13 protein-coding genes are annotated in these 20,528 nt (G+C 56.9%); 4 read left to right on the forward strand and 9 right to left on the reverse strand.

Going from position 1 to position 20,528, the window contains the following annotated elements:
• The first annotated feature begins 6 nt into the window (after positions 1-6).
• The 4 genes from HRR99_RS13455 to HRR99_RS13470 all read left to right on the forward strand — a co-directional run bounded on the left by HRR99_RS13455 (position 7) and on the right by HRR99_RS13470 (position 8,716).
• Positions 7-4,167, forward strand: coding sequence for a translocation/assembly module TamB domain-containing protein (locus HRR99_RS13455; RefSeq protein ID WP_233122084.1), 4,161 nt, complete (start codon positions 7-9; stop codon positions 4,165-4,167).
• A gap of 270 nt (positions 4,168-4,437) precedes the next feature.
• Positions 4,438-6,153, forward strand: coding sequence for a methyl-accepting chemotaxis protein (locus HRR99_RS13460; protein WP_277877892.1), 1,716 nt, complete (start codon positions 4,438-4,440; stop codon positions 6,151-6,153).
• Complete coding sequence (locus HRR99_RS13465; protein ID WP_111840404.1) at positions 6,153-6,629, forward strand: chemotaxis protein CheW; 477 nt, start codon at positions 6,153-6,155, stop codon at positions 6,627-6,629. The genes HRR99_RS13460 and HRR99_RS13465 overlap by 1 nt, the downstream gene beginning before the upstream one ends.
• 329 nt (positions 6,630-6,958) lie before the next feature.
• The gene (locus HRR99_RS13470) at positions 6,959-8,716 is read left to right on the forward strand and encodes a methyl-accepting chemotaxis protein (RefSeq protein WP_233122086.1); all 1,758 of its coding nucleotides are present in this window, start codon (positions 6,959-6,961) and stop codon (positions 8,714-8,716) included.
• A 69-nt stretch (positions 8,717-8,785) separates the two neighbouring features.
• Here the strand turns inward: HRR99_RS13470 and HRR99_RS13475 are convergent, their stop codons facing one another.
• The 9 genes from HRR99_RS13475 to HRR99_RS13515 form a co-directional block, all read right to left on the reverse strand.
• Positions 8,786-10,441: an OFA family MFS transporter gene (locus HRR99_RS13475; RefSeq protein ID WP_233122087.1), complete on the reverse strand. Its 1,656-nt coding sequence runs from the start codon at positions 10,439-10,441 to the stop codon at positions 8,786-8,788.
• A gap of 352 nt (positions 10,442-10,793) precedes the next feature.
• Complete coding sequence (locus HRR99_RS13480) at positions 10,794-12,815, reverse strand: cache domain-containing protein (RefSeq protein WP_233122088.1); 2,022 nt, start codon at positions 12,813-12,815, stop codon at positions 10,794-10,796.
• Complete coding sequence (locus tag HRR99_RS13485; protein ID WP_233122089.1) at positions 12,808-14,193, reverse strand: sigma-54-dependent transcriptional regulator; 1,386 nt, start codon at positions 14,191-14,193, stop codon at positions 12,808-12,810. The genes HRR99_RS13480 and HRR99_RS13485 overlap by 8 nt, the downstream gene beginning before the upstream one ends.
• Before the next feature lie 153 nt (positions 14,194-14,346).
• Complete coding sequence (fdhD, locus tag HRR99_RS13490; protein ID WP_233122090.1) at positions 14,347-15,174, reverse strand: formate dehydrogenase accessory sulfurtransferase FdhD; 828 nt, start codon at positions 15,172-15,174, stop codon at positions 14,347-14,349.
• Positions 15,175-15,339: 165 nt separating this feature from the next.
• Entirely contained in the window at positions 15,340-15,750 is a 411-nt protein-coding gene (locus tag HRR99_RS13495) for a F0F1 ATP synthase subunit epsilon (protein ID WP_111840410.1), read from the reverse strand.
• 67 nt (positions 15,751-15,817) lie between these two features.
• Entirely contained in the window at positions 15,818-17,275 is a 1,458-nt protein-coding gene (gene atpD / locus HRR99_RS13500; RefSeq protein ID WP_112499077.1) for a F0F1 ATP synthase subunit beta, read from the reverse strand.
• 24 nt (positions 17,276-17,299) lie between these two features.
• The gene (locus tag HRR99_RS13505) at positions 17,300-18,178 is read right to left on the reverse strand and encodes a F0F1 ATP synthase subunit gamma (RefSeq protein ID WP_112499076.1); all 879 of its coding nucleotides are present in this window, start codon (positions 18,176-18,178) and stop codon (positions 17,300-17,302) included.
• Positions 18,179-18,206: 28 nt separating this feature from the next.
• Positions 18,207-19,736, reverse strand: coding sequence for a F0F1 ATP synthase subunit alpha (gene atpA / locus HRR99_RS13510; protein WP_065700562.1), 1,530 nt, complete (start codon positions 19,734-19,736; stop codon positions 18,207-18,209).
• A complete protein-coding gene (locus tag HRR99_RS13515) occupies positions 19,736-20,302 on the reverse strand; it encodes a F0F1 ATP synthase subunit delta (RefSeq protein WP_233123507.1) in 567 nt (188 codons plus the stop codon). The genes atpA and HRR99_RS13515 overlap by 1 nt, the downstream gene beginning before the upstream one ends.
• Positions 20,303-20,528: the final 226 nt, after the last annotated feature.

The raw sequence follows: 20,528 nt of genomic DNA on the forward strand, positions 1-20,528 counted from the left end.
CGTTTGATGACCGCATTGATTCGACTGTTGACCTGGATCATCTACGTTGCGCTTGGCGGCGTGGCTTTGCTGGTGCTGGCGGTCATGTTCATCGGGCTGACGCGAACAGGGGCGCAGTTTACAGCCACGCAGGTTTCCTCACTGATCTCCTCCCCAGATCAAACCATCACCATTTCACCACCGTCGGGTCTGCTCACGGGTGCACTGCGGCTCGACACCGTCACGCTGGCGGACCGCGAAGGACGCTACGCCCAACTCAACGGCGTGGAAGTGGACTGGTCGCCGCTGGAGCTGTTGCGTGGCACGTTCCATGCCGAGCGAATCGGCGCTCTGAATGTCGATGTCGAAAGAACCCCTGCCCCATCGACCGAACCATCCCAGAAAAGCTCTGAGGGTTTTTCCCTACCCGTCAACGTCAGGATCGATGATCTGGCACTGCCGGATATCCAGCTTGGCGAAAAACTCGCAGGTCGCCCGTTCCAACTTGCGGCCAGAGGCAGCGGCACCGCAAGTACCGACACGATTGCGCTGTCTCTCTCCGCCAACCGCAAGGATGCGCCTGACGCGACAGTGACGGCGGATATCGCCTTCGTTCCCAACCAGAATGTGCTGAAACTGGATGCATCTCTGAACGAGCCGCAGGGCGGTCTGCTGGCTACGCTTTTGCGCTTGCCAGACGCTCCAGCCGTTGCCTTGAAAATCAACGGCGAAGGTGCGCTTTCGGATTGGACCGGAAAGCTGAACGGCGCAGTCGGCGGCAATGCTGTTCTAGAACTGACCGGTCGTCACCAGCTATCAACAGATGGCATGAGACGCATCGAACTTCATGGCGGCGGTCAGCCGGACATGCTGTTACCCCCTATGGTACGTCAGCTTTTCGAAGGTCAAACGAAGCTGGACCTCGTCGCGACTCTTGCGTCGAACGGACGTATCAGTGTCGAGAGCGGCAATCTGGAAACGGGAAAACTGCTCCTCACGGCATCGGGTGCCATCGATCAGCAAGGCCAGAACGACCTGTCCGCAAACCTGATGGGCACAAATGGTCCTGTCGATATCAGGCTGCCCCTGGAAGGTGGTGAGATTGCTGCACTGGTCAACGGCGTCGATCTATCCCTGCGAGGCAATGCGGACGCTGCTAAACTCAATCTGTCCGCGTCGTTGCGCTCCCTCGCGCTGCCGCAGGGTCGCGTTGACGATGTAAAACTGACGGCTGTCAGCGATGATCTCAACCTTGCCAGCCAGACCGGTACGGTGAAGACCTCTGTCAGTATCGCGCAATCGGCGCTGGTGGCACCGGAACTTGAAAGGGCGATCAAGGCTCCCCTGACCTTAAACGCGCCGCTTCGCATTTCACCACAAACCATCGCATTCGAAGGCGCTACGCTGGAAAGCGCCAGTGTTGGCGGCACCGGAAGCGGCACCTACGATCTGTCCGCAGGGACCATCGCGACAAATCTTCGCCTTTTCGTTCTGCCTGCCGTACTGCCGCCTGCGCTTGCAGAAAAATTCGACACCACCATCGCAATCGACGCCTATGTCAACAGCACTATTGGTGGCCGCACGAGTGTCGAGAACCTCGTCGTCAAATCCGGCACAGTAGAGGCCAATGGCGATCTCGCTCTGGAGAATGGCAACGTCACTGCAAAGCTCGGCGGTCGTCTGCCTGCACTGGAAAAACTGACTCCACAGGCGGTCGGAGCGCTGGGCTTCGCACTCGAAGCGAGCGGCCCCCTAACCGCCGCCGATTTCAAGCTCAACCTCAACGCAGCAAAAGCTACACTAGCAGGCCGCGCATTGGAGGGGCTGACGCTATCGGCAACAGGCAAAGCCGATGCAAACGCTCCGCAAGCCAAGCTTCAGGCCAGTGGTTCACTGGACGGCCAGGTCATCGATGCCTCCGGCGAGCTCGTCCAGGGCCAGAACGGAACAAGCGTTCCGCAACTCGATGTCAAGGTCGGGCGCAACGTGCTGACCGGCCAACTTCAATTCACACCGGAATTTTTGCCAACGGGGAGACTGTCCTTCGATTTCCCTGACGTCTCGCTGCTGGCAGCACTGGCCGCGCAACAGGCCAGTGGCGATATCAAGGGCAATGTCGCGCTGTCCAATGCCGATGGAAAAATCGCAGCGACGATTCGCGCCTCGGGCACCCGCATCGGACAGGGCACAACAGCGGTCTCAAAATTCGTCGCCGATCTGAAGGTCGATGACCTATTTTCGCTTGCCGCCAACGGCAAAGTGACGGCAGAAACGATCAATGCAGGTGCAGCCTCCATTTCAGGTATGAACCTCGATATCGACCATGCCGGGACAGCCACCACATTCGACCTCAATGCCCGCTACGACAATGCCCCTCTGGTGCTGAAAGGCAGTGCCGACACCGGCACAGGCGCTCTGACCGTCAAACTCGATGCTTTGTCCGCCACACCGCTTGGTATTGCCGTCAAGCTTGCGCAGCCTACGACGATAGCCGTCAATGCTGGCGTAGCGCGCGTATCGGGCCTCGTGATCCAGACCGGCAATGGACGGGTGGAAGTTAGTGGCACAGCAGGTTCAGCGCTCGATCTCACCACCAACATCCGTGCTTTGCCAGCCAATCTCGCCAATGCATTTTCACCAGGTCTTGAAGCGGCGGGAACCATCTCCGGCACTGTGACGGCGAAGGGTTCCGCGTCTGACCCGAGTGTTGACTACGACCTGACATGGTCGGATGCAGCGGTCAGCCAGACCCGCGCAGCGGGAATCGGCGCGCTCGGTATCAAGGCAAATGGACGCTTTGCTGGCGGAACCTTGCGTCTCGACACCAATGTCACCGGTCAAGGTGGCCTGACCCTCTCGGGTGGCGGCACGCTGGGCATCGGCGGCAATCGCCCGCTCTCCATGGCATTCAAAGGCAACCTGCCCTTCGGCGCGGTCGCTGCCCAGACGGCAGCACAGGGTTTCGATGTGAACGGCAAGGCAGCTGTCGATGTGAAGATCGAGGGCACGGTGGCCGCGCCTATCATTACCGGCAGGATAACCACCGATGGCACGCGCGTGACGGATGTGCGCCGAAACCTGACCATCAACAATCTCGGTGCAACAATCGATCTCCAGCGTGACCGGGCGACCATCTCGCGTCTGACCGGGCGACTGGCAGGCGGCGGCAGCATTTCCGGTACCGGTACGGTCGGCATCGCACCCGGCTCGGGCTTTCCTGCGGACCTGACGATCACGCTGAACCGTGCAGCCTATAATGACGGCACATTGTTCACGACCAATGCCAGCGGCACCTTGACGCTCAAAGGTCCTGTTCTGAACTCACCCGTTCTAGGCGGCACGATCACGCTTGAGAAAAGCGCAATCACCATTCCAGAGCGCCTGCCTGCTTCGCTGGCCCAGATCGACGTCAAGCACAAGAATGCACCGCCTGCCGTACGTGCTCAGGAGAGAAAGCTCAACGCCGACAAGGGTGGCTCCGGGAGCTCATCCACCATCGCCCTCGATCTTCAGATCAATGCGCCAAGTGGTATATTCGTGCGCGGTCGCGGTATCGATGCTGAGTTGACGGGTAGCCTGACGGTGCGCGGTACGGCTGCGGCTCCTGCCGTATCCGGCGGCTTTGAAATGCGTCGGGGCCGACTTGAAATCCTGACCCGCCGCCTTGATTTCACCACCGGCGACATCACCTTTGGCGGCGGACTCGTGCCCGTCCTCAATATGGCCGCCGAATCCACCGCTGGCTCTACGACGGTCACGGTATCGGTCACCGGAAATGCCAACGACCCTGCCTTTGCCTTCACCTCCTCACCGGCGCTGCCGCAGGATGAAGTCATGGCACAGCTGATTTTCGGCCAGTCCATGTCCAAGCTTTCCGCATTGCAGATCGCCCGGCTTGCCGACGCTGCCGGACAGCTTGCAGGTGGACGCTCGACATCCCTGTTCGACAGTCTTCGCAGCAATCTCGGCATCGATGATCTCGATATTTCAACGGATTCCGAAGGGCAGGCCCGCGTTTCCGCCGGTAAGTATCTCAATGATCGCACCTATTTAGAGCTGGAACAAAGCGGAAGCTCCGGTGCCAAAGCCATCATCAATCTTGATGTCGGAAAAGGCGTAAAGTTGCGCGGCGAAGCCGGTGGCGATGGCGAAGGTGCGGCGGGCATTTTTTATGAAAAAGAATATTAATATCCGCGAACCCTCAGCCTGTTACGGACTCGGTGACAACTCTGAACGTCTGTAAGCACGCAGGCGAATTCAGATATTCTTAAATATGATCTTGTAGATGAATTGTTGTTGCCTTGAACAGTTGGCTCGCCCGCTGATCACGCCCCGCACGCAACGGCCTAAGCTGCATCGGACACCTCAGCCTGTCCCTGCGATGGAGTTCATCTAGTGCTATCTCTCCTCGGAACACATGCAAAAGCTGTTCTTACCGCCCTGGGCCGCTCCCAGGCGATGATTGAGTTTGATACCAGCGGCAAAATTCTCTCAGCCAACGAAAACTTCTGCCGCGCCATGGGTTACAGCGCCGAGCAGATCGTTGGTAGACACCACAACATGTTTTGCGAGCCTGCCTATGCCCAGAGCGTGGATTACAGCACCTTCTGGAAAAATCTCGGCGACGGAAAATCCGACGCCCGCCAGTATAAGCGCATTGCCAATGGTGGACGCGAAGTCTGGATACAGGCGTCGTACAATCCGATTATTCTCGGCGGCAAGGTCAAGAGCATCGTCAAGCTTGCAACCGTCATCACCGAAGACAAAGCCAGATCTGCCGAAGATGCCGGAAAGCTCGCAGCGCTTTCGCGTGCGCAGGCAGTAATCGAATTCACTACCTCCGGCGACATCATCACCGCCAACGAAAACTTCCTGAATTGCCTTGGATATGGCCTCCATGAAATTCGCGGCCAGCATCACCGTATGTTTTGCGACGATCAGTTCCGCAACAGCCCTGATTATGCGGAGTTCTGGCGCAAGCTTGCGGCGGGCGAGTTCATCTCGGCGGAATTCAAGCGCATTGGCAAGGGCGGCAAGGAAGTCTGGATTCAAGCGTCCTACAACCCCATCATGGATGCGGATGGAAGGGTCTTCAAAGTCGTGAAATTCGCGACCGATGTGACCGAACGGGTGCGTGCTGTGGACGAACTGGCCGGTAGCCTGACCGCACTGGCGAACGGCGACCTCACCGCGACCATCGAGACCCCTTTCATTCCCACGCTGGAAAAAGTCCGCCAGGACCTGAACAGCTCGCTGCAGAAACTTCAGGGCGCGATGCGCGAAGTTGCCGAAAGCGCCAGCGGCATTGCAACGGGATCACGCGAAGTCAGCGAGGCCTCCGACAATCTGGCCAAGCGGACTGAGCAGCAGGCAGCCGCGGTGGAGGAAACCTCCGCAGCGCTGAATGAAATCACCAGAACCGTTGCGCAGAACACCGTGCGGGCCGAACAGTCTGGCGAGCTCGTGGCTAAGACGAAGGCTGGAGCCGAACATTCCGGTGCCGTGGTCGGCAAGGCGATCGAGGCAATGGGCCGCATCTCGCAGTCCTCCAACGAAATCGGCAACATCATCAGCGTTATCGACGACATAGCCTTCCAGACCAATCTGCTGGCTCTGAATGCCGGTGTTGAGGCTGCACGCGCCGGTGAGGCTGGCAAAGGCTTTGCCGTCGTGGCGCAGGAAGTGCGGGAGCTCGCCCAGCGCTCTGCCCAGGCCGCCAAAGAAATCAAGACGCTGATCAACACGTCTGCACAGCAGGTGAAGGACGGTGTCGAACTGGTAGGAGAAACCGGCAAGGCGCTCGACACGATCGTTTCGCAGGTCGCGGAAATCAACGTCAATGTCGGCGCGATCGTCGAGACTGCGCGCGAGCAAGCCAGTGGCCTGAAAGAAATCAACCACGCCGTCGAAGCCATGGACACCAATACGCAGCAGAACGCAGCGATGGTGGAAGAAACGACAGCCGCCAGCCACAGTCTTGCCCATGAAGCAGACGTGCTGAGAAATTTGTTAACGCAGTTTAGATTTGGGAAACATTCTTCTGCTACGAATCAAAGAATGAAGCCGGAGAATAAAGCTCCAGTTGTTCGTACACCAGGCAGGATGCCAAAGTCCGGATACGCAAGCGTCGGTGCGCTCGCACTAGCCCAGAACAAGGATTGGGAAGAATTCTGATGGTTACGATTAATTCTACGAACTTCGGCGGCGATACCCTCGAAATCATCGCGTTTCGTCTGCACGATCAGGAGTTCTGCGTCAAAACGACCACGATCCGTGAAATCCGCGGCTGGGCTCCATCCACCCCTCTTCCGCACGCACCGAAGGACGTCATCGGCGTGATGAACCTTCGTGGCTCGGTTATTCCTATTATCGACCTGGCCTACAAGCTGGGCATGAAGAGCACCGTTGCCAACGAGCGCAGCGCCATCGTCGTGGCTGAAGTCCACAACATGGTCATCGGCATGCTCGTTGATCGCGTGTCTGACATCCTGACCATTCCGGCAAGCCAGGTACAGCCCGTTCCTGAAGTGTCCGCATCCTTCGACAAGTCCTTCTCGGAAGGCATCATTGCCAACGAGCATGGCATGATCTGCTTCCTCAACCTTGCGAAGATGTTCAAGGGCGCAGAACTGGATGACTTGGCCGCGTAAGCGCCATCATCTATACATCGGCGAATTTAAAGCGCCACCCGGAAACGGGTGGCGCTTTTTCTGTTTTATGCTTCTTTTGAACATTTTGTTTCCAAATATAACAATCAACAACAAATCTCATTGTAAGAAGAAAGGAGAGAAAAGAGCTATTTAGACTTAAATTAAACATAGACTCGACTTGAGATCGCTCTTTTGTCAACTCAATATTAATATTACCAATGTCTAATTCAATCAAAGACTGAATAAATGCTCTAAATTAACCCCATTACAAAAATCGCACGCGACACTGAAGTCACTGCCGCGGCATTTTAAGCTCACTTGGAGATGACATGCTTTGGCTGGGAAAAAGCGCGGATGACCGCAACATTTTGGGGGCGATCTCGACCTCGCAAGCCGTGATCGAATTTGACCTCAATGGCAACATTCTCGCGGCGAACAAAAACTTCTGCACTGCTCTGGGATATGACCTGAGCGAAATTCTGGGCAAACATCACAGGATCTTTTGTGATCCCGAATATGTCGCGTCGCCAGCCTATCAGGATTTCTGGTCAAGCCTTGGCAGCGGCAAATACGATGCCCGCGAATATAGACGCATCAGGAAAGATGGTCGCGAAATCTGGATCGAGGCATCCTACAATCCGGTCTGTCGCGGCGGTCAGCCCTACAAGGTCGTCAAAATCGCGACCGACATCACAGCAAAAAAGCTGAAGGCGGACGACGACAAGAGCAAGCTGGAAGCGATCTCCCGTTCGCAGGCCGTTATCGAGTTCACGCCAACAGGTGAAATTCTCACGGCCAACGAAAATTTTTGCAGCACGCTAAACTACACCTTGAGCGAAATTGCAGGCAAGCACCACCGCCTCTTCTGCGAGCCGGGTTATGCCGCATCCAGAGAATATGCCGATTTCTGGAAACGGCTGGCTGCCGGTGAGTTTATTTCCGACGAGTTCGTGCGGTTCGGCAAAAACGGCAAGGAGGTCTGGATACAGGCGGCCTACAATCCCATTCTCGATCATGCTGGCAAGGTTATCAAGGTCGTCAAATTCGCGACGGATGTCACACCGCGCATGAGCGCCATTTCGACATTGGGCGACGCCTTGCGCCAACTTGCAGACGGCGAACTTCGGCAACATCTCGATAAGCCGTTCGTTCCCAGCATGGAAAAGCTTCGGGCGGATTTCAACGAGGTCATCGAGAAGCTGCGCGAGACCATGCAGACTGTCGCTCAGAACTCCGCGACCATCGCATCCGGCTCTGCGGAAATCCGCGTCGCCGCGGACCAGCTCGCCCGCCGCACAGAACAACAGGCCGCCTCACTTGAAGAGAGTGCCGCCGCGCTTGAGGAGATTACGACAACCGTCAAGGATTCCAGCATGCGCGCAGATGAGGCAGGCAAACTCGTCAGCTCGACCAAGGAAAGCGCAGAGGTCTCCGGCGCTATCGTCCACCGCGCCATCGGTGCCATGGACCAAATCTCCCAGTCGTCAGGAGAAATCACCAACATCATCGGCGTCATCGACGACATCGCCTTTCAGACAAACCTGCTGGCACTGAACGCTGGCGTAGAGGCTGCTCGAGCGGGCGAAGCAGGCAAGGGTTTTGCAGTCGTTGCGCAGGAGGTGCGTGAACTCGCTCAACGCTCAGCCAATGCCGCCAAGGAAATCAAGCAGCTCATCAACACCTCGCGCCAGCAGGTGGAAAATGGCGTTGATCTCGTGAACCAGACAGGTGATGCGTTGAAGCAAATCGCCAAACAGGTTGGCCTGATCGATGTCAACGTGGCGGCCATCGTCGAGGCATCGAAAGAACAGGCAAACGGTCTTGCGGAGATCAACGACGCCGTCAACCTGATGGATCAGGCAACCCAGAAAAACGCTGCTATGGTAGAGGAAACCACAGCAGCCAGCCATGGCCTTGCGCGTGAGGCGGAAAGCCTTCGGCAGTTGCTGACGCAGTTCAATGTCGGCAATACACCAGCGCAAGCAGCGCCCCAGCGTCCCAGCGCAGTGCCTGATGCGTCACCCGTACACAAATTGGTGGCATCAGCACGCCAAGGCATGGCGGCGGCACAATGGTCTGAATTCTAAATCTTCGAAGTCTCGGGACCATAAAAAAAGGCGGCACGAGTGCCGCCTTTTCTTTTCGAGCTCACCTGATCAGGTGAACAGCACGAACGTCTTCTGCAGGGTGATCCAGATACCCCAGACGATCGGGATACCGACAACGGCCCAGGCAATCGCTGCCTTGGCGTCGAAGCCGCCCTTGCCGATGCCGAAGGAACCTGTCGGGCCGCTGCTTGCAGCAGACGTTTTGGCCTGAAGGGACGCGACTTCCTCGTCGGACATATACCACTTGTCTGCGAGTGGCTTGACCATCAGGTTGGCGATGAGGCCAAGAACCAGCATGCCAGCCAGAATATACATCGTGAAATCGTAGACCTGAGCGCGCGGAATGCCCGCTGCGATCTGCGCTTCACGAATGTAGTTGACCACGACAGGACCGATGATGCCAGCCGTTGCCCAGGCTGTCAGCAGACGACCGTGGATGGCGCCGACGAACTGCGTACCGAAGATATCGGCGAGGTAAGCCGGGATCGTTGCGAAGCCGCCGCCATACATCGAAACGATGATGCAGAGCATGCCGACGAACAGCGCCTTGTTGCCAAGACCTGCAGCCCATGGAGCGGATGCATAGAGCACGATGCCAAGCGCAAAGAAGGTGAAGTAGGTTGCCTTGCGACCGATGCGGTCAGACAGCGATGCCCAGAAGAAGCGGCCAGCAATGTTGAAGACCGATAGCAGACCGGTGAAACCGGCAGCGATGGCGGCGATCTGCGCAAGCTGCTCTGGCGTCAAATCGGCGAATTTCACTTCGGGAAGACCGATGAGGGAGCCCGCGAAGATTTCCTGCAACATGGGCGACGCCATGCCGAGAACGCCGATACCAGCTGATACGTTGAGGCAAAGAACGAGCCAGATCATCCAGAACTGCTTGGTCTTGTGCGCGTTCTTGAGGTGAACGTGACGTGTGGTGATCATCGAGTTCTTGGCAGCCGGTGCTGTCCAGCCCTCTGGTTTCCAGCCAGCAGGCGGGATGCGGTAACCGAATGCACCAGCCATCATGAAGACGAAATAGATTGCCGCCATGACGAGGAAGGTTTCCCAGACGCCGATGGACACATCGGTGCGGAAGTGGCGCATCAGGGCATCAGCCAAGGGCGCACCAATCATCGCGCCGCCGCCGAAGCCCATGATGGCCATGCCGGTTGCCATGCCCCGACGGTCAGGGAACCACTTGATAAGGGTCGAGACAGGGGAGATGTAACCGAGACCAAGGCCGATACCGCCGATGACACCGGCGCCGAACCACATCAGCCAGAGCTGGTGCGTCATGATACCGATGGCGGCAATGGTCATGCCACCGCACCAGCAGATCGCGGAAACAAAACCGGCCTTACGCGGACCCGCGCGTTCCAGCCATCCGCCCCAGATGGCAGCGGAGCAGCCGAGAAGCACGAAGAACAGCGTGTAGATCCAACCGAGATCGCTCACACGCCAGTCGCAGGTGGTGGTGAAAAGAGCGGATGCGAGGTTGAGGTCAGCACAGGCAACGGTGGAGGTAATGCCGATTGCCTTGGTCAGTGGAAGCCAGAAGACCGAGAAGCCGTAGGCCATGCCGATGCAGAGATGGATTGCCAGCGCTGCCGGTGGCACCAGCCAACGGTTGAAGCCGGGTTTCGCGATAATGCGTTCACGGTCCAGAAGACCGGCACCCGCAGCCACCGGCGCGAGCGTTTCGTTGGTCGCAGTCATGTGTGTCCCTCCATTCACCGCTTTGCGCGCTGAATTTCGATGTTGTTGTTAGCTTCACGGAGGTGACGCGCAGCCCGAAATAACTACGGGCTGCGCCTTCATCCCTTGAAACAAGGTCCCAAGCCCACTTGTCCGAATGCGTAGGCGCTCCTTCTTTGTGACGCTCGCACGCAGGGACATTTGTGTTGCTAGCAACAACGGAGCAATTCCTGTGCCAAAAATGAAATTGTTATTTATCAATACGATAGTCTTACCCATACCATCGCCCGAGACAAATTGTCTCACTTGAGCGACAAAATGTCCGTAATTTTGCTTTTATTTCGCCATTTTCTGATGTGCGAAGCCCTCGCTGTCAGACAGCATGAGGAAGCCAGATCGTAAATGCGGTTCCGGTGCCAACCACACTTGTGACAGTGATGTCTCCGCCTTGCCGCGCCACCAGCATCTGGCTGACCGAAAGGCCCAATCCCGTGCCTTCCTGTCGTTTGGTCGTGAAAAATGGATCGAAAATCCTCGCGACGACATCCTCGGCCATGCCGACGCCCGTGTCCGCGACTGTGACAGCCACGCCCTGCGAACCGTGACGTTCCTCGTCTGCACTGGTCAATGTCAGCGTTCCGCCTTGCGGCATGGCATGCGCAGCGTTGACGATGAGATTGACGAGTACCTGCTGCAACTCGGTCCGGTTCATGGCGAGAAGCCCTTGCGCGCTGTCATTCCTGACGACTTCGACACCAGCACGGTTCAGCACATGCTTGACCAGCGGCATGCAGTCCGAGATCACGGTCGCTGGGCTTTGGCGCTCCACATAACCCGCAAACTCTTCCGGGCGGGCAAATTGCAGGAGCTTGCCGACGATCCGGCTGATCCGGTCTACCTGCTCATCGATGAGGTTGAATTCGGTCGTCGCAACGTCCGCCCCGTCACCAAGCATGCTGCGCGCAACCTCCAGATTGCCCTGAATGACGGCAATGGGATTGTTGATTTCATGCGCAACGCCAGCGGTTATCTCGCCGATGGTCGCCAGTTTCTCGGACATGACGAGCTGCTTGGTGGTCGCTTCCAGACGCAGATTGGCCAGTTGCAGTTCCTGCGTTCGCTGCTCTACCCGGACGTTCAGCTCCTCATTCCAGGCGCGCAGCTCGCCTTCGCGCTGTTGAAGACGATCCAGCAATTCATCGAGATGCACAGCCACCCGGCCAATCTCGTCGCCTGTAGGTGGCAGGCCTGTCCGCGCGCCGAGATCGCCGTCATCAACTTTGGAAATCGTCTGCGTCATGCGTTCTAGAGGTTTGAAAATGCCTCTTGCCCACCGCAGAAACACCGGAATGCTGAGAATGGTGATGCCGAGAAAGGCCGCGATCACCGAACCAAGAGTTTCGTATTTCGCCTGCGCAAAGGGCGCTTCCAGAAAGCCCACATAGAGCATGCCGACACGCTTGCCATAGCTGTCAACAAGCGGCTCATAGGCAGAAATGTACCAGTCGTTGACCACGAAAGCGCTGTCTAGCCAGACCTGCCCTGCCCCCAAAACCGCAGTGTGCACCGCCTCCGACACTCTGGTGCCCAGCGCGCGACGATTTTCGAACAGGCGGACATTGGTGCTGATGCGAACGTCATCCAGAAAAAGGGTGGCCGTGCCCTGGCTTCCCTCCGGCAAACTAGCTTCACGGTAAACGAGATCATTGATCGTATCGATGAAATCGAGATTCTGGTTGAGCAACCGTCCGCCCACGAGCGCCAATGCAGTACCACCCGGCAAACGCATCGGACTTGCGGCATGGATCATCATGCCACGTGTCTCAACAGCCCTGTCCCCTTCATGCGCTGATTTCGTCGGCACGAGTTCCAGATGTGCCCGCTCTGCAAGGGCTGGAGAAAGCCCCGCCAAATCTTCCTGCGAAAAGATATCGATGGAATAAGAAGCCTTGCCTGCAAGCGCCGTTGCACGGACCGGCCAGTCCACCCGAAGTCGCTTCGCATCCGTACCGGCGCTGGCCGAGACATTCCCCACGCCATCAACGACGAACAGAAAATCCAGACCGAGCTGCTGCCGGTTTTCTTCCAGAACCCCGGCAAGCGAGGATTGGTCGCCATCGGCAACGATATCGCGCAAGCGTGCAGAATTTGCGATCGCCCCCAGCCGCTCGCCGGTATTTTCCAGAATGGTCGCAAGATATTGGTGAGCCACGGTCAGGTCGCTATTGACCTTCGTGATCAAAAGCGCGTCGAACTTGCCGCTCCAGCGCACCATAGTCACGCCTAGAAGGAGCGGCAGAATGACCAGTGTTGGCAAAAGAGCGATCGCCAACAGCCGGAAACGAACGGACCTGACAGCATACCAGAACGGTGTCAGCGCCGGTTTCTCAGCCATGCCAGGACGACATTTTACGATCGATGGTTTTGCGGGAAATGCCCAAACGTTTGGCCGCTTCGTCTCTGTTGCCCGCCATCTCGTTCAAAACCGCGAGAATGTGACGACGCTCGACCTCTTCGAGTGTACCTGTTGCAGGAGGGACGGCATTACTGCCCCGCAAATCCAGCGGGAAGCGCCCGAGGATGAGGCTCCGTTCTATGAAATTGCGCAATTCCCGCACATTGCCCGGCCAATGATAGGCAAGCAGCATTGCGCGCACCGTATCATTGATGGCAACAGGCGGCATGCCAAGCTGCTGTGATAACTTATGCATGAAAAGGTCGGTCAGTTCGACCACATCACGCTCCCGGTCCCGCAGTGGTGCGAGATAGATCTGCATGACGTTGATACGGTAAAACAGATCAGCGCGGAAACGTCCTTTTTCCACGTCCGCCGCCAGATCCGCATTGGTCGCGAAGATGAAGCGGATGTCGATCGGCACTTCCCGCTCGGCACCAACGGGTCGTACTTTGCGATCTTCGATGACCCGAAGAAGCTTGCTTTGAAGCGCCATCGGCATCTCACCGATTTCATCTAGAAACACCGTGCCGCCTTGGGCGTGAAGAAAGAGCCCCTCCCGCCGACTATCGGCGCCCGTGAAAGCGCCTTTGACATGGCCGAACAGCTCCGTCTCCAGCATATCGGCGGGAATGGCTGCGCAGTTGATGGGCACGAATGGTTTGTCGGCCCTGTCCGACAATTCGTGAATGGAATGGGCCAATACTTCCTTGCCCGTTCCCGACTCACCCGTCAGCAAAACAGACGTCGGCAAAGGCGCAACGCGACTTATCATGTCGCGGGTCTGCTGGATGGTCGCCGAACTGCCGACCAGCCTGTCCCGCAGGAATATGTGTTCTGACGCCGTTTTCAGCTGGTATCTCAACGCCGAGTTTTCCTGCTGCAGGTTGGACCGGTCAAGCGCGCGGGAAATGGCATTCAGTATCTGGTTGGAACGAAACGGTTTCAAAACGAAGTCAGCCGCACCTGCGCGGATGGCCTGAATGGCGGTGTCCAGATCGGCATAGGCCGTCATCAAAATCGCATCGGCATAGAACCCGATGGCTCTCTGCTCAGCCAACCATTCCAACCCGGTTTTCTTCGGCATGATGTTGTCGAGAATGACGACGTCGAAATGCCGCTCGTCGAGTTTTCGGCTGGCTTCGACGGTGTCGGCGGCCTCATCCACGAAGGCGCACCGCGTCTCCAGCGTCCGCATCAGGAAATTGCGCATGCCGGGCTCATCATCGATGATGAGGATCGACGCTTTCGCCAGCCAAGGTCCGAAATCCGTTTCCTGAACGGCATGCCGCGTCTTCGAGATCAAATCATGCTGCATTGTCGTCTCCCGGAAACGTCATCGCGACGCAGCCCGTCAAATATGGTTCTGGAATGCACACGGAGACCACTGGCACGGTGGCGAGCGTCCGTTGATATCCAGTTGACGAATATCAAAGCAGAAGCAGAAAGCAAAAGGAATGCGGGCAAGCTCTCAAGATTTATCGTCAGGCATATTCAAAACGATCCGATCCGGGCGGGTAAAGATTTCCAAATCCTCGCCCCTCACAAGTGCGACGAGCGTCATTCCAGCCTTCTCAGCGGTTTCGATTGCAAGCGCAGTCGGGGCTGAGACCGCTGCGAGTATCGGACTGCCCAAAATCGCAGCCTTCTGCACCATCTCCACGGAAATACGGCTTGTGACCACAACGACGCCGGTTGAACGAGAGTGACCACTTCGCAAAACGCGACCAGCGAGCTTATCCAAGGCGTTATGGCGGCCAACGTCTTCTCTGGCAGCGATGAGGCCGGACGCCGGAATATAAAAGCCCGCCCCGTGTACCGCTCGTGTATGTCGAAAAATGACCTGCTCTCCATTCAGAGCATCCATCGCTTTGACGAGATCGGTTGTATGGAGGCTCAATTCGACGGACGACACATCGGGTATCGGGCGTACAGCCTGCTCGATGGATTCGATCCCGCATAAACCGCAGCCGACTGGGCCCGCCATGTGACGCTTGCGCGCCCGCAATGCGTCGGCCTGTTGATCGAACAACGTGACCTGAACGTCGAAACCTTGGTCCGTTTCGAGGACGTCAACCGCTTCAATCTGTGAGGCCTCGGAGATTATACCTTCGGTCAGGCTGAAACCATAGGCGAAATCCTCCAGATCGACCGGTGATGCCATCATCACCGCATGGGTCGAGCCACCATAGGAAAAGGCAACAGGAATCTCTTCTGGTACGTTGCGCGCGTCTTCCTTGACGGCACCATTTTTAAGCGAGATGCGCTTGACCGAACGATAGGCTGGAACTTGAGACATGCGAGATACCCTTGTGACGTCACTCGCCAACCTAGCGACGCATAATCGCTATAACCCAGTTTGTGGGTTTAACGAACACAACGCTTGAAAAACAAAAAGCGGCCAAATTGGCCGCTTTTCTTATGTTTTAGTAGGCAGTCATTCCTTGGAACCTGCCCGGTGCTTTCAAGCGGCGACGAGAACCTCATGAAGGTTCGTCAATTCATAAAGATGCTTTTCAAGCTTTGTCAGATGCTCGTGGTGATGGTTGCCTTCCTGAATTTCAGAACGGGCAGCATCGATACGCTTCTGCAAATCGTCCGGCGTGATGTCGTCAGCAGCCGTTGCGGATTCGGCCAGCAACGTGCAGCCGCTCTGAACGATATCCGCGAAGCCACCGAACACGACGTATTTATGCGTTTCGCCCGAAGCAAACTTCACGGTAACAAGACCTGGCTTGATCGTGGTCATGACAGGCGCATGGTTCGGCAGAACAGTCATTTCGCCAAGCGTGGCAGGAATGACAACTTCAGTGACCGTCTCGGAAACAAGCAGGCGCTCTGGGGAAACAAGTTCGAATTTGAAACTGTCGGCCATGGCTATTTACTTCTTTTGCGTTGGGCGGCGGACGAAAGCGCGTGGGGGCCACGCGCTTTCAAGATAATCAGGCGGCTTCAGCAGCCATCTTCTTGGCCTTTTCGACGGCTTCTTCCATCGAGCCAACCATGTAGAACGCAGCTTCCGGCAGGTGGTCGTACTCGCCGTTGACCAGACCCTTGAAGCCCTTGATCGTGTCTTCAAGAGCAACCAGCTTGCCTGGAGCACCGGTGAAGATTTCAGCAACGAAGAACGGCTGCGACAGGAAGCGTTCGATCTTACGAGCGCGCGCAACGGCCAAACGGTCTTCTTCAGACAGTTCGTCCATGCCGAGGATGGCGATGATGTCCTGGAGAGCCTTGTAGCGCTGCAAAGTCATCTGAACCTTACGGGCAACTTCATAGTGCTCTTCGCCAACGATCATCGGGTCAAGCATGCGCGAGGTGGAGTCGAGCGGGTCAACAGCCGGGTAAATACCCTTTTCAGCGATCGAACGCGACAGAACCGTCGTTGCGTCCAAGTGGGCGAACGAGGTTGCTGGTGCCGGGTCGGTCAAGTCGTCGGCAGGTACGTAAATGGCCTGAACCGAGGTGATAGAACCCTTGGTCGTGGTGGTGATGCGTTCCTGCATCTGGCCCATGTCGGTCGCCAGCGTCGGCTGATAACCCACAGCGGAAGGAATACGGCCCAAGAGAGCCGACACTTCGGAACCAGCCTGCGTGAAGCGGAAGATGTTGTCCACGAAGAACAGAACATCCTGGCCCTTGTCGCGGAAGTCTTCAGCGATGGTCAGACCTGTCAGAGCAACGCGAGCACGCGCGCCTGGCGGTTCGTTCATCTGGCCGTAAACGAGAGCAGCCTTGGAGCCTTCGCCACCGCCCAGCTTGTTCACGCCGGATTCGATCATTTCGTGGTAAAGGTCGTTGCCTTCGCGGGTACGTTCACCCACGCCGGCAAACACCGAGTAACCACCATGCGCCTTGGCGACGTTGTTGATCAGTTCCATGATCAGAACGGTCTTGCCAACGCCAGCGCCGCCGAACAGGCCGATCTTACCGCCCTTGGCGTAAGGCGCCAGGAGGTCGACAACCTTAATGCCCGTGACCAGAATCTGGCCATCTGTGGACTGCTCGACGTAGGAAGGTGCTTCCTGGTGGATGGCGCGCATGCCGGATGTGACCAGCGGACCTGCTTCGTCAACGGGCTCGCCGATGACGTTCATGATACGACCGAGCGTCTCAGGACCAACGGGAACGGTGATCGGAGCGCCCGTGTCACGAACGGCCTGACCGCGAACCAGACCTTCGGTCGAGTCCATGGCGATTGTACGCACGACATTTTCGCCGAGGTGCTGCGCAACTTCGAGAACCAGACGGTTGCCGTTATTGTCAGTTTCAATCGCGTTGAGGATCGCAGGCAGGTCGCCTTCGAACGCCACGTCGACAACAGCGCCGATAACCTGCGTAACCTTGCCGGTCGCGCCAGTGATCGCTGCGGTTTTCTTTGGGGTAGCTGCCTTAGCCATTATCCTTACCCTCTTTCCTTAACCTCAGAGCGCTTCCGCGCCCGAAATGATTTCAATCAGTTCCTTGGTGATCTGAGCCTGGCGCTGACGGTTATAGGAAAGCGTCAGCTTATTGATCATTTCACCGGCGTTGCGCGTGGCATTGTCCATCGCGCTCATCTTGGCACCCATTTCGCCAGCCACGTTTTCGAGCAGAGCCCGGAAAACCTGAACCGAAATGTTGCGCGGAATAAGGTCTTCCAGAATGGAAGCCGCATCCGGCTCGTATTCGTAAATCGCCGTCGTTGCAGACTGCTCGACCTCGACGGCGGGAGCCGCAGCAGGAATAAGCTGCAGACCTGTCGGGATCTGGCTGATGACCGACTTGAACTCGGAATAGATCAGCGTGCAGACATCGAACTCACCGGCGTTAAAACGCGCGATGATCTTCTTGGCGATACCATCGGCGTTCTCGAAACCCACCCGCTTCACGTCACGCAATTCGATGCGCTCGATGATGTTGGACGAGAATTCGCGACGCAGGCTATCGTAGCCTTTTTTGCCGACAGTCATGATCTTGACCGTCTTGCCTTCTGCAATCAGCTTGCGAGCGCGATCACGGGCAAAACGGGAAATCTGTGCATTGAAACCACCGCAAAGACCACGGTCTGCCGTGCAGACGACGAGCAGATGCACGTCGTCCTTGCCCGTACCGGTCATCAGAACCGGAGCAACGTCTGCCTCTACCGCCTGAGCGATGTTGGCAAGAACGGCACCCATGCGCTGCGAGTAAGGCCGGGCGGCCTCCGCAGCTTCCTGGGCGCGCCGAAGCTTCGCCGCAGCGACCATTTTCATCGCCTTGGTAATCTTCTGCGTCGCCTTTACGGAGGCTATGCGGTTTTTCAGATCCTTTAGTGAAGGCATCCGTTATCCGTCCCAGTCACGAGGCTAATCAGGAGAAAGACTTGGCGAAGTTCTCAAGAGCAGTCTTCAACTTGCCCTTGGTGTCATCGCTAACAGCCTTTTCCGTGCGGATGGTGTCGAGAATGTCCTTGCCTTCCGAGCGGAGGTAAGACAGCAGACCCTGTTCGAACTTGCTGATGTCAGCAACAGCGACCTTGTCCAGGTAACCGTTAACACCAGCGAAGATCACAGCAACCTGTTCTTCCGTCTTGAGCGGGGAGAACTGTGGCTGCTTGAGCAATTCGGTCAGACGTGCACCACGGTTCAGCAGGCGCTGTGTGGAGGCATCGAGGTCGGAACCGAACTGGGCAAATGCTGCCATTTCACGATACTGGGCAAGCTCACCCTTGATCGAACCGGCAACCTGCTTCATGGCCTTGATCTGAGCGGCAGAACCAACGCGAGACACCGACAGACCGACGTTAACAGCCGGACGGATACCCTGATAGAACAGGTCGGTTTCAAGGAAGATTTGGCCGTCGGTGATCGAGATCACGTTGGTCGGAATAAACGCGGAAACGTCGTTACCCTGTGTTTCGATGACCGGCAGAGCCGTCAGCGAACCATTGCCAGCATCGTCGCCCATCTTGGCGGCGCGCTCGAGCAGACGCGAATGAAGGTAGAAAACGTCGCCAGGGTAAGCTTCGCGGCCCGGAGGACGACGCAGAAGAAGCGACATCTGACGGTAGGCAACAGCCTGCTTGGAAAGGTCATCGTAACCGATCAGCGCGTGCATGCCGTTGTCACGGAAGTATTCGCCCATGGCGCAACCAGCAAACGGTGCCAGATACTGCATCGGAGCAGGATCGGAAGCCGTTGCAGCAACGATGATCGAATACTGAAGAGCGCCACGCTCTTCCAGAACCTTCACGAACTGAGCAACAGTCGAACGTTTCTGGCCGATAGCGACGTAAACGCAGTACAGCTTTTCGCTGTCTGGACCGCTATCGTGAATGGCCTTCTGGTTCAGGATCGTGTCGAGAATGATCGCTGTCTTGCCGGTCTGACGGTCACCGATGACGAGCTCGCGCTGGCCACGACCAACTGGGATCAGAGCGTCGATGGCCTTGAGGCCTGTCGACATCGGTTCATGAACCGACTTGCGCGGAATGATGCCGGGAGCCTTGACGTCAACACGCGAACGGCGCGTTGCGTTGATCGGGCCCTTGCCGTCAATCGGGTTGCCGAGAGCATCGACCACGCGGCCGAGAAGCTCTGGACCGACAGGAACGTCAACGATGGCGCCGGTCCGCTTGACGGTGTCGCCTTCCTTGATGTCACGGTCAGAACCGAAAATAACAACACCGACGTTGTCGTTTTCGAGGTTGAGTGCCATGCCGCGAATGCCGCCTGGGAACTCGACCATTTCACCGGCCTGAACATTGTCGAGGCCGTAAACGCGGGCAATACCGTCACCGACGGAAAGCACCTGGCCGACTTCCGAGACTTCTGCCTCGTTGCCGAAATTTTTGATCTGGTCTTTTAGAATAGCGGAAATTTCCGCGGCGCGGATATCCATCAGCCAACCTCTTTCAGTGCAAGCTTAAGGGTGGAAAGTTTGGTGCGAAGAGACGTATCGGTCTGGCGCGAACCAACCTTGACGATAAGACCGCCAAGAATGGATGGATCGATGGTCAGAGCGACCTTCACATCCTTACCAGTAACGCTCTTCAGCGCCGCTTTCAGTTCAGTTTCCTGCGCTTCGTCCAGCGCATGAGCCGAGGTAACCTCGGCAGTAATCTCACCGCGATGCGCGGCAACGATTTCACGATAGGCAACGACCATGCCGGGAACGGCAAACAGACGACGATTGCCCGCAACGACTTTCAGAAAGTTTGCAGTCAGGCCAGCGATACCGGCTTTTTCTGCAATGGCGGAAATAGCGCTGGATTGCTCTTTCGCCGAAAAGACGGGGCTCGCAACCAGACGCTTCAGATCGTCGCTTTCATCAAGCAAGCCCTGAAACTTTTCGAGGTCGGCACCAACCGCTTCAATGACACCCGCTTCCAAAGCAAGCTCGAAAAGCGACGACGCATACCTTTCCGCTACACCGGATGTTCCATGGGAGGTATCTGCCACGGGCACTTTTTCCCTGCTAATCGTCCAAGAAGACGGCGCCAATTCCTCAGCTTTCCAAATTCTTGAAATCGTTTCAATTTCCCCGAAAAAGGCCGGAATTCCCCCCTGCCTTATCTCGATTTCGCGGTCCGTCTAGCATAGGAAGCCGGGACTCGCAACACGCGTAGTAACGGAAAGTGGCGTTTGAGCAAGAGCCAAGCCGTTAAATTTTCCGACATCACCCCGCAGAAGC

Source organism: Agrobacterium vaccinii (genome assembly GCF_021310995.1).
In the GTDB taxonomy this organism is placed as follows: domain Bacteria; phylum Pseudomonadota; class Alphaproteobacteria; order Rhizobiales; family Rhizobiaceae; genus Agrobacterium; species Agrobacterium vaccinii.

Coding starts and splice junctions, on each gene's coding strand:
- atpD (WP_112499077.1), bottom strand. CDS start 17,275: ATGGCTAAGGCAGCTACCCCAAAGAAAACCGCAGCGATCACTGGCGCG.
- HRR99_RS13470 (WP_233122086.1), top strand. CDS start 6,959: ATGCTTTGGCTGGGAAAAAGCGCGGATGACCGCAACATTTTGGGGGCG.
- HRR99_RS13495 (WP_111840410.1), bottom strand. CDS start 15,750: ATGGCCGACAGTTTCAAATTCGAACTTGTTTCCCCAGAGCGCCTGCTT.
- HRR99_RS13505 (WP_112499076.1), bottom strand. CDS start 18,178: ATGCCTTCACTAAAGGATCTGAAAAACCGCATAGCCTCCGTAAAGGCG.
- HRR99_RS13485 (WP_233122089.1), bottom strand. CDS start 14,193: ATGCAGCATGATTTGATCTCGAAGACGCGGCATGCCGTTCAGGAAACG.
- HRR99_RS13475 (WP_233122087.1), bottom strand. CDS start 10,441: ATGACTGCGACCAACGAAACGCTCGCGCCGGTGGCTGCGGGTGCCGGT.
- HRR99_RS13460 (WP_277877892.1), top strand. CDS start 4,438: ATGATTGAGTTTGATACCAGCGGCAAAATTCTCTCAGCCAACGAAAAC.
- HRR99_RS13465 (WP_111840404.1), top strand. CDS start 6,153: ATGGTTACGATTAATTCTACGAACTTCGGCGGCGATACCCTCGAAATC.
- HRR99_RS13480 (WP_233122088.1), bottom strand. CDS start 12,815: ATGGCTGAGAAACCGGCGCTGACACCGTTCTGGTATGCTGTCAGGTCC.
- atpA (WP_065700562.1), bottom strand. CDS start 19,736: ATGGATATCCGCGCCGCGGAAATTTCCGCTATTCTAAAAGACCAGATC.
- fdhD (WP_233122090.1), bottom strand. CDS start 15,174: ATGTCTCAAGTTCCAGCCTATCGTTCGGTCAAGCGCATCTCGCTTAAA.
- HRR99_RS13455 (WP_233122084.1), top strand. CDS start 7: ATGACCGCATTGATTCGACTGTTGACCTGGATCATCTACGTTGCGCTT.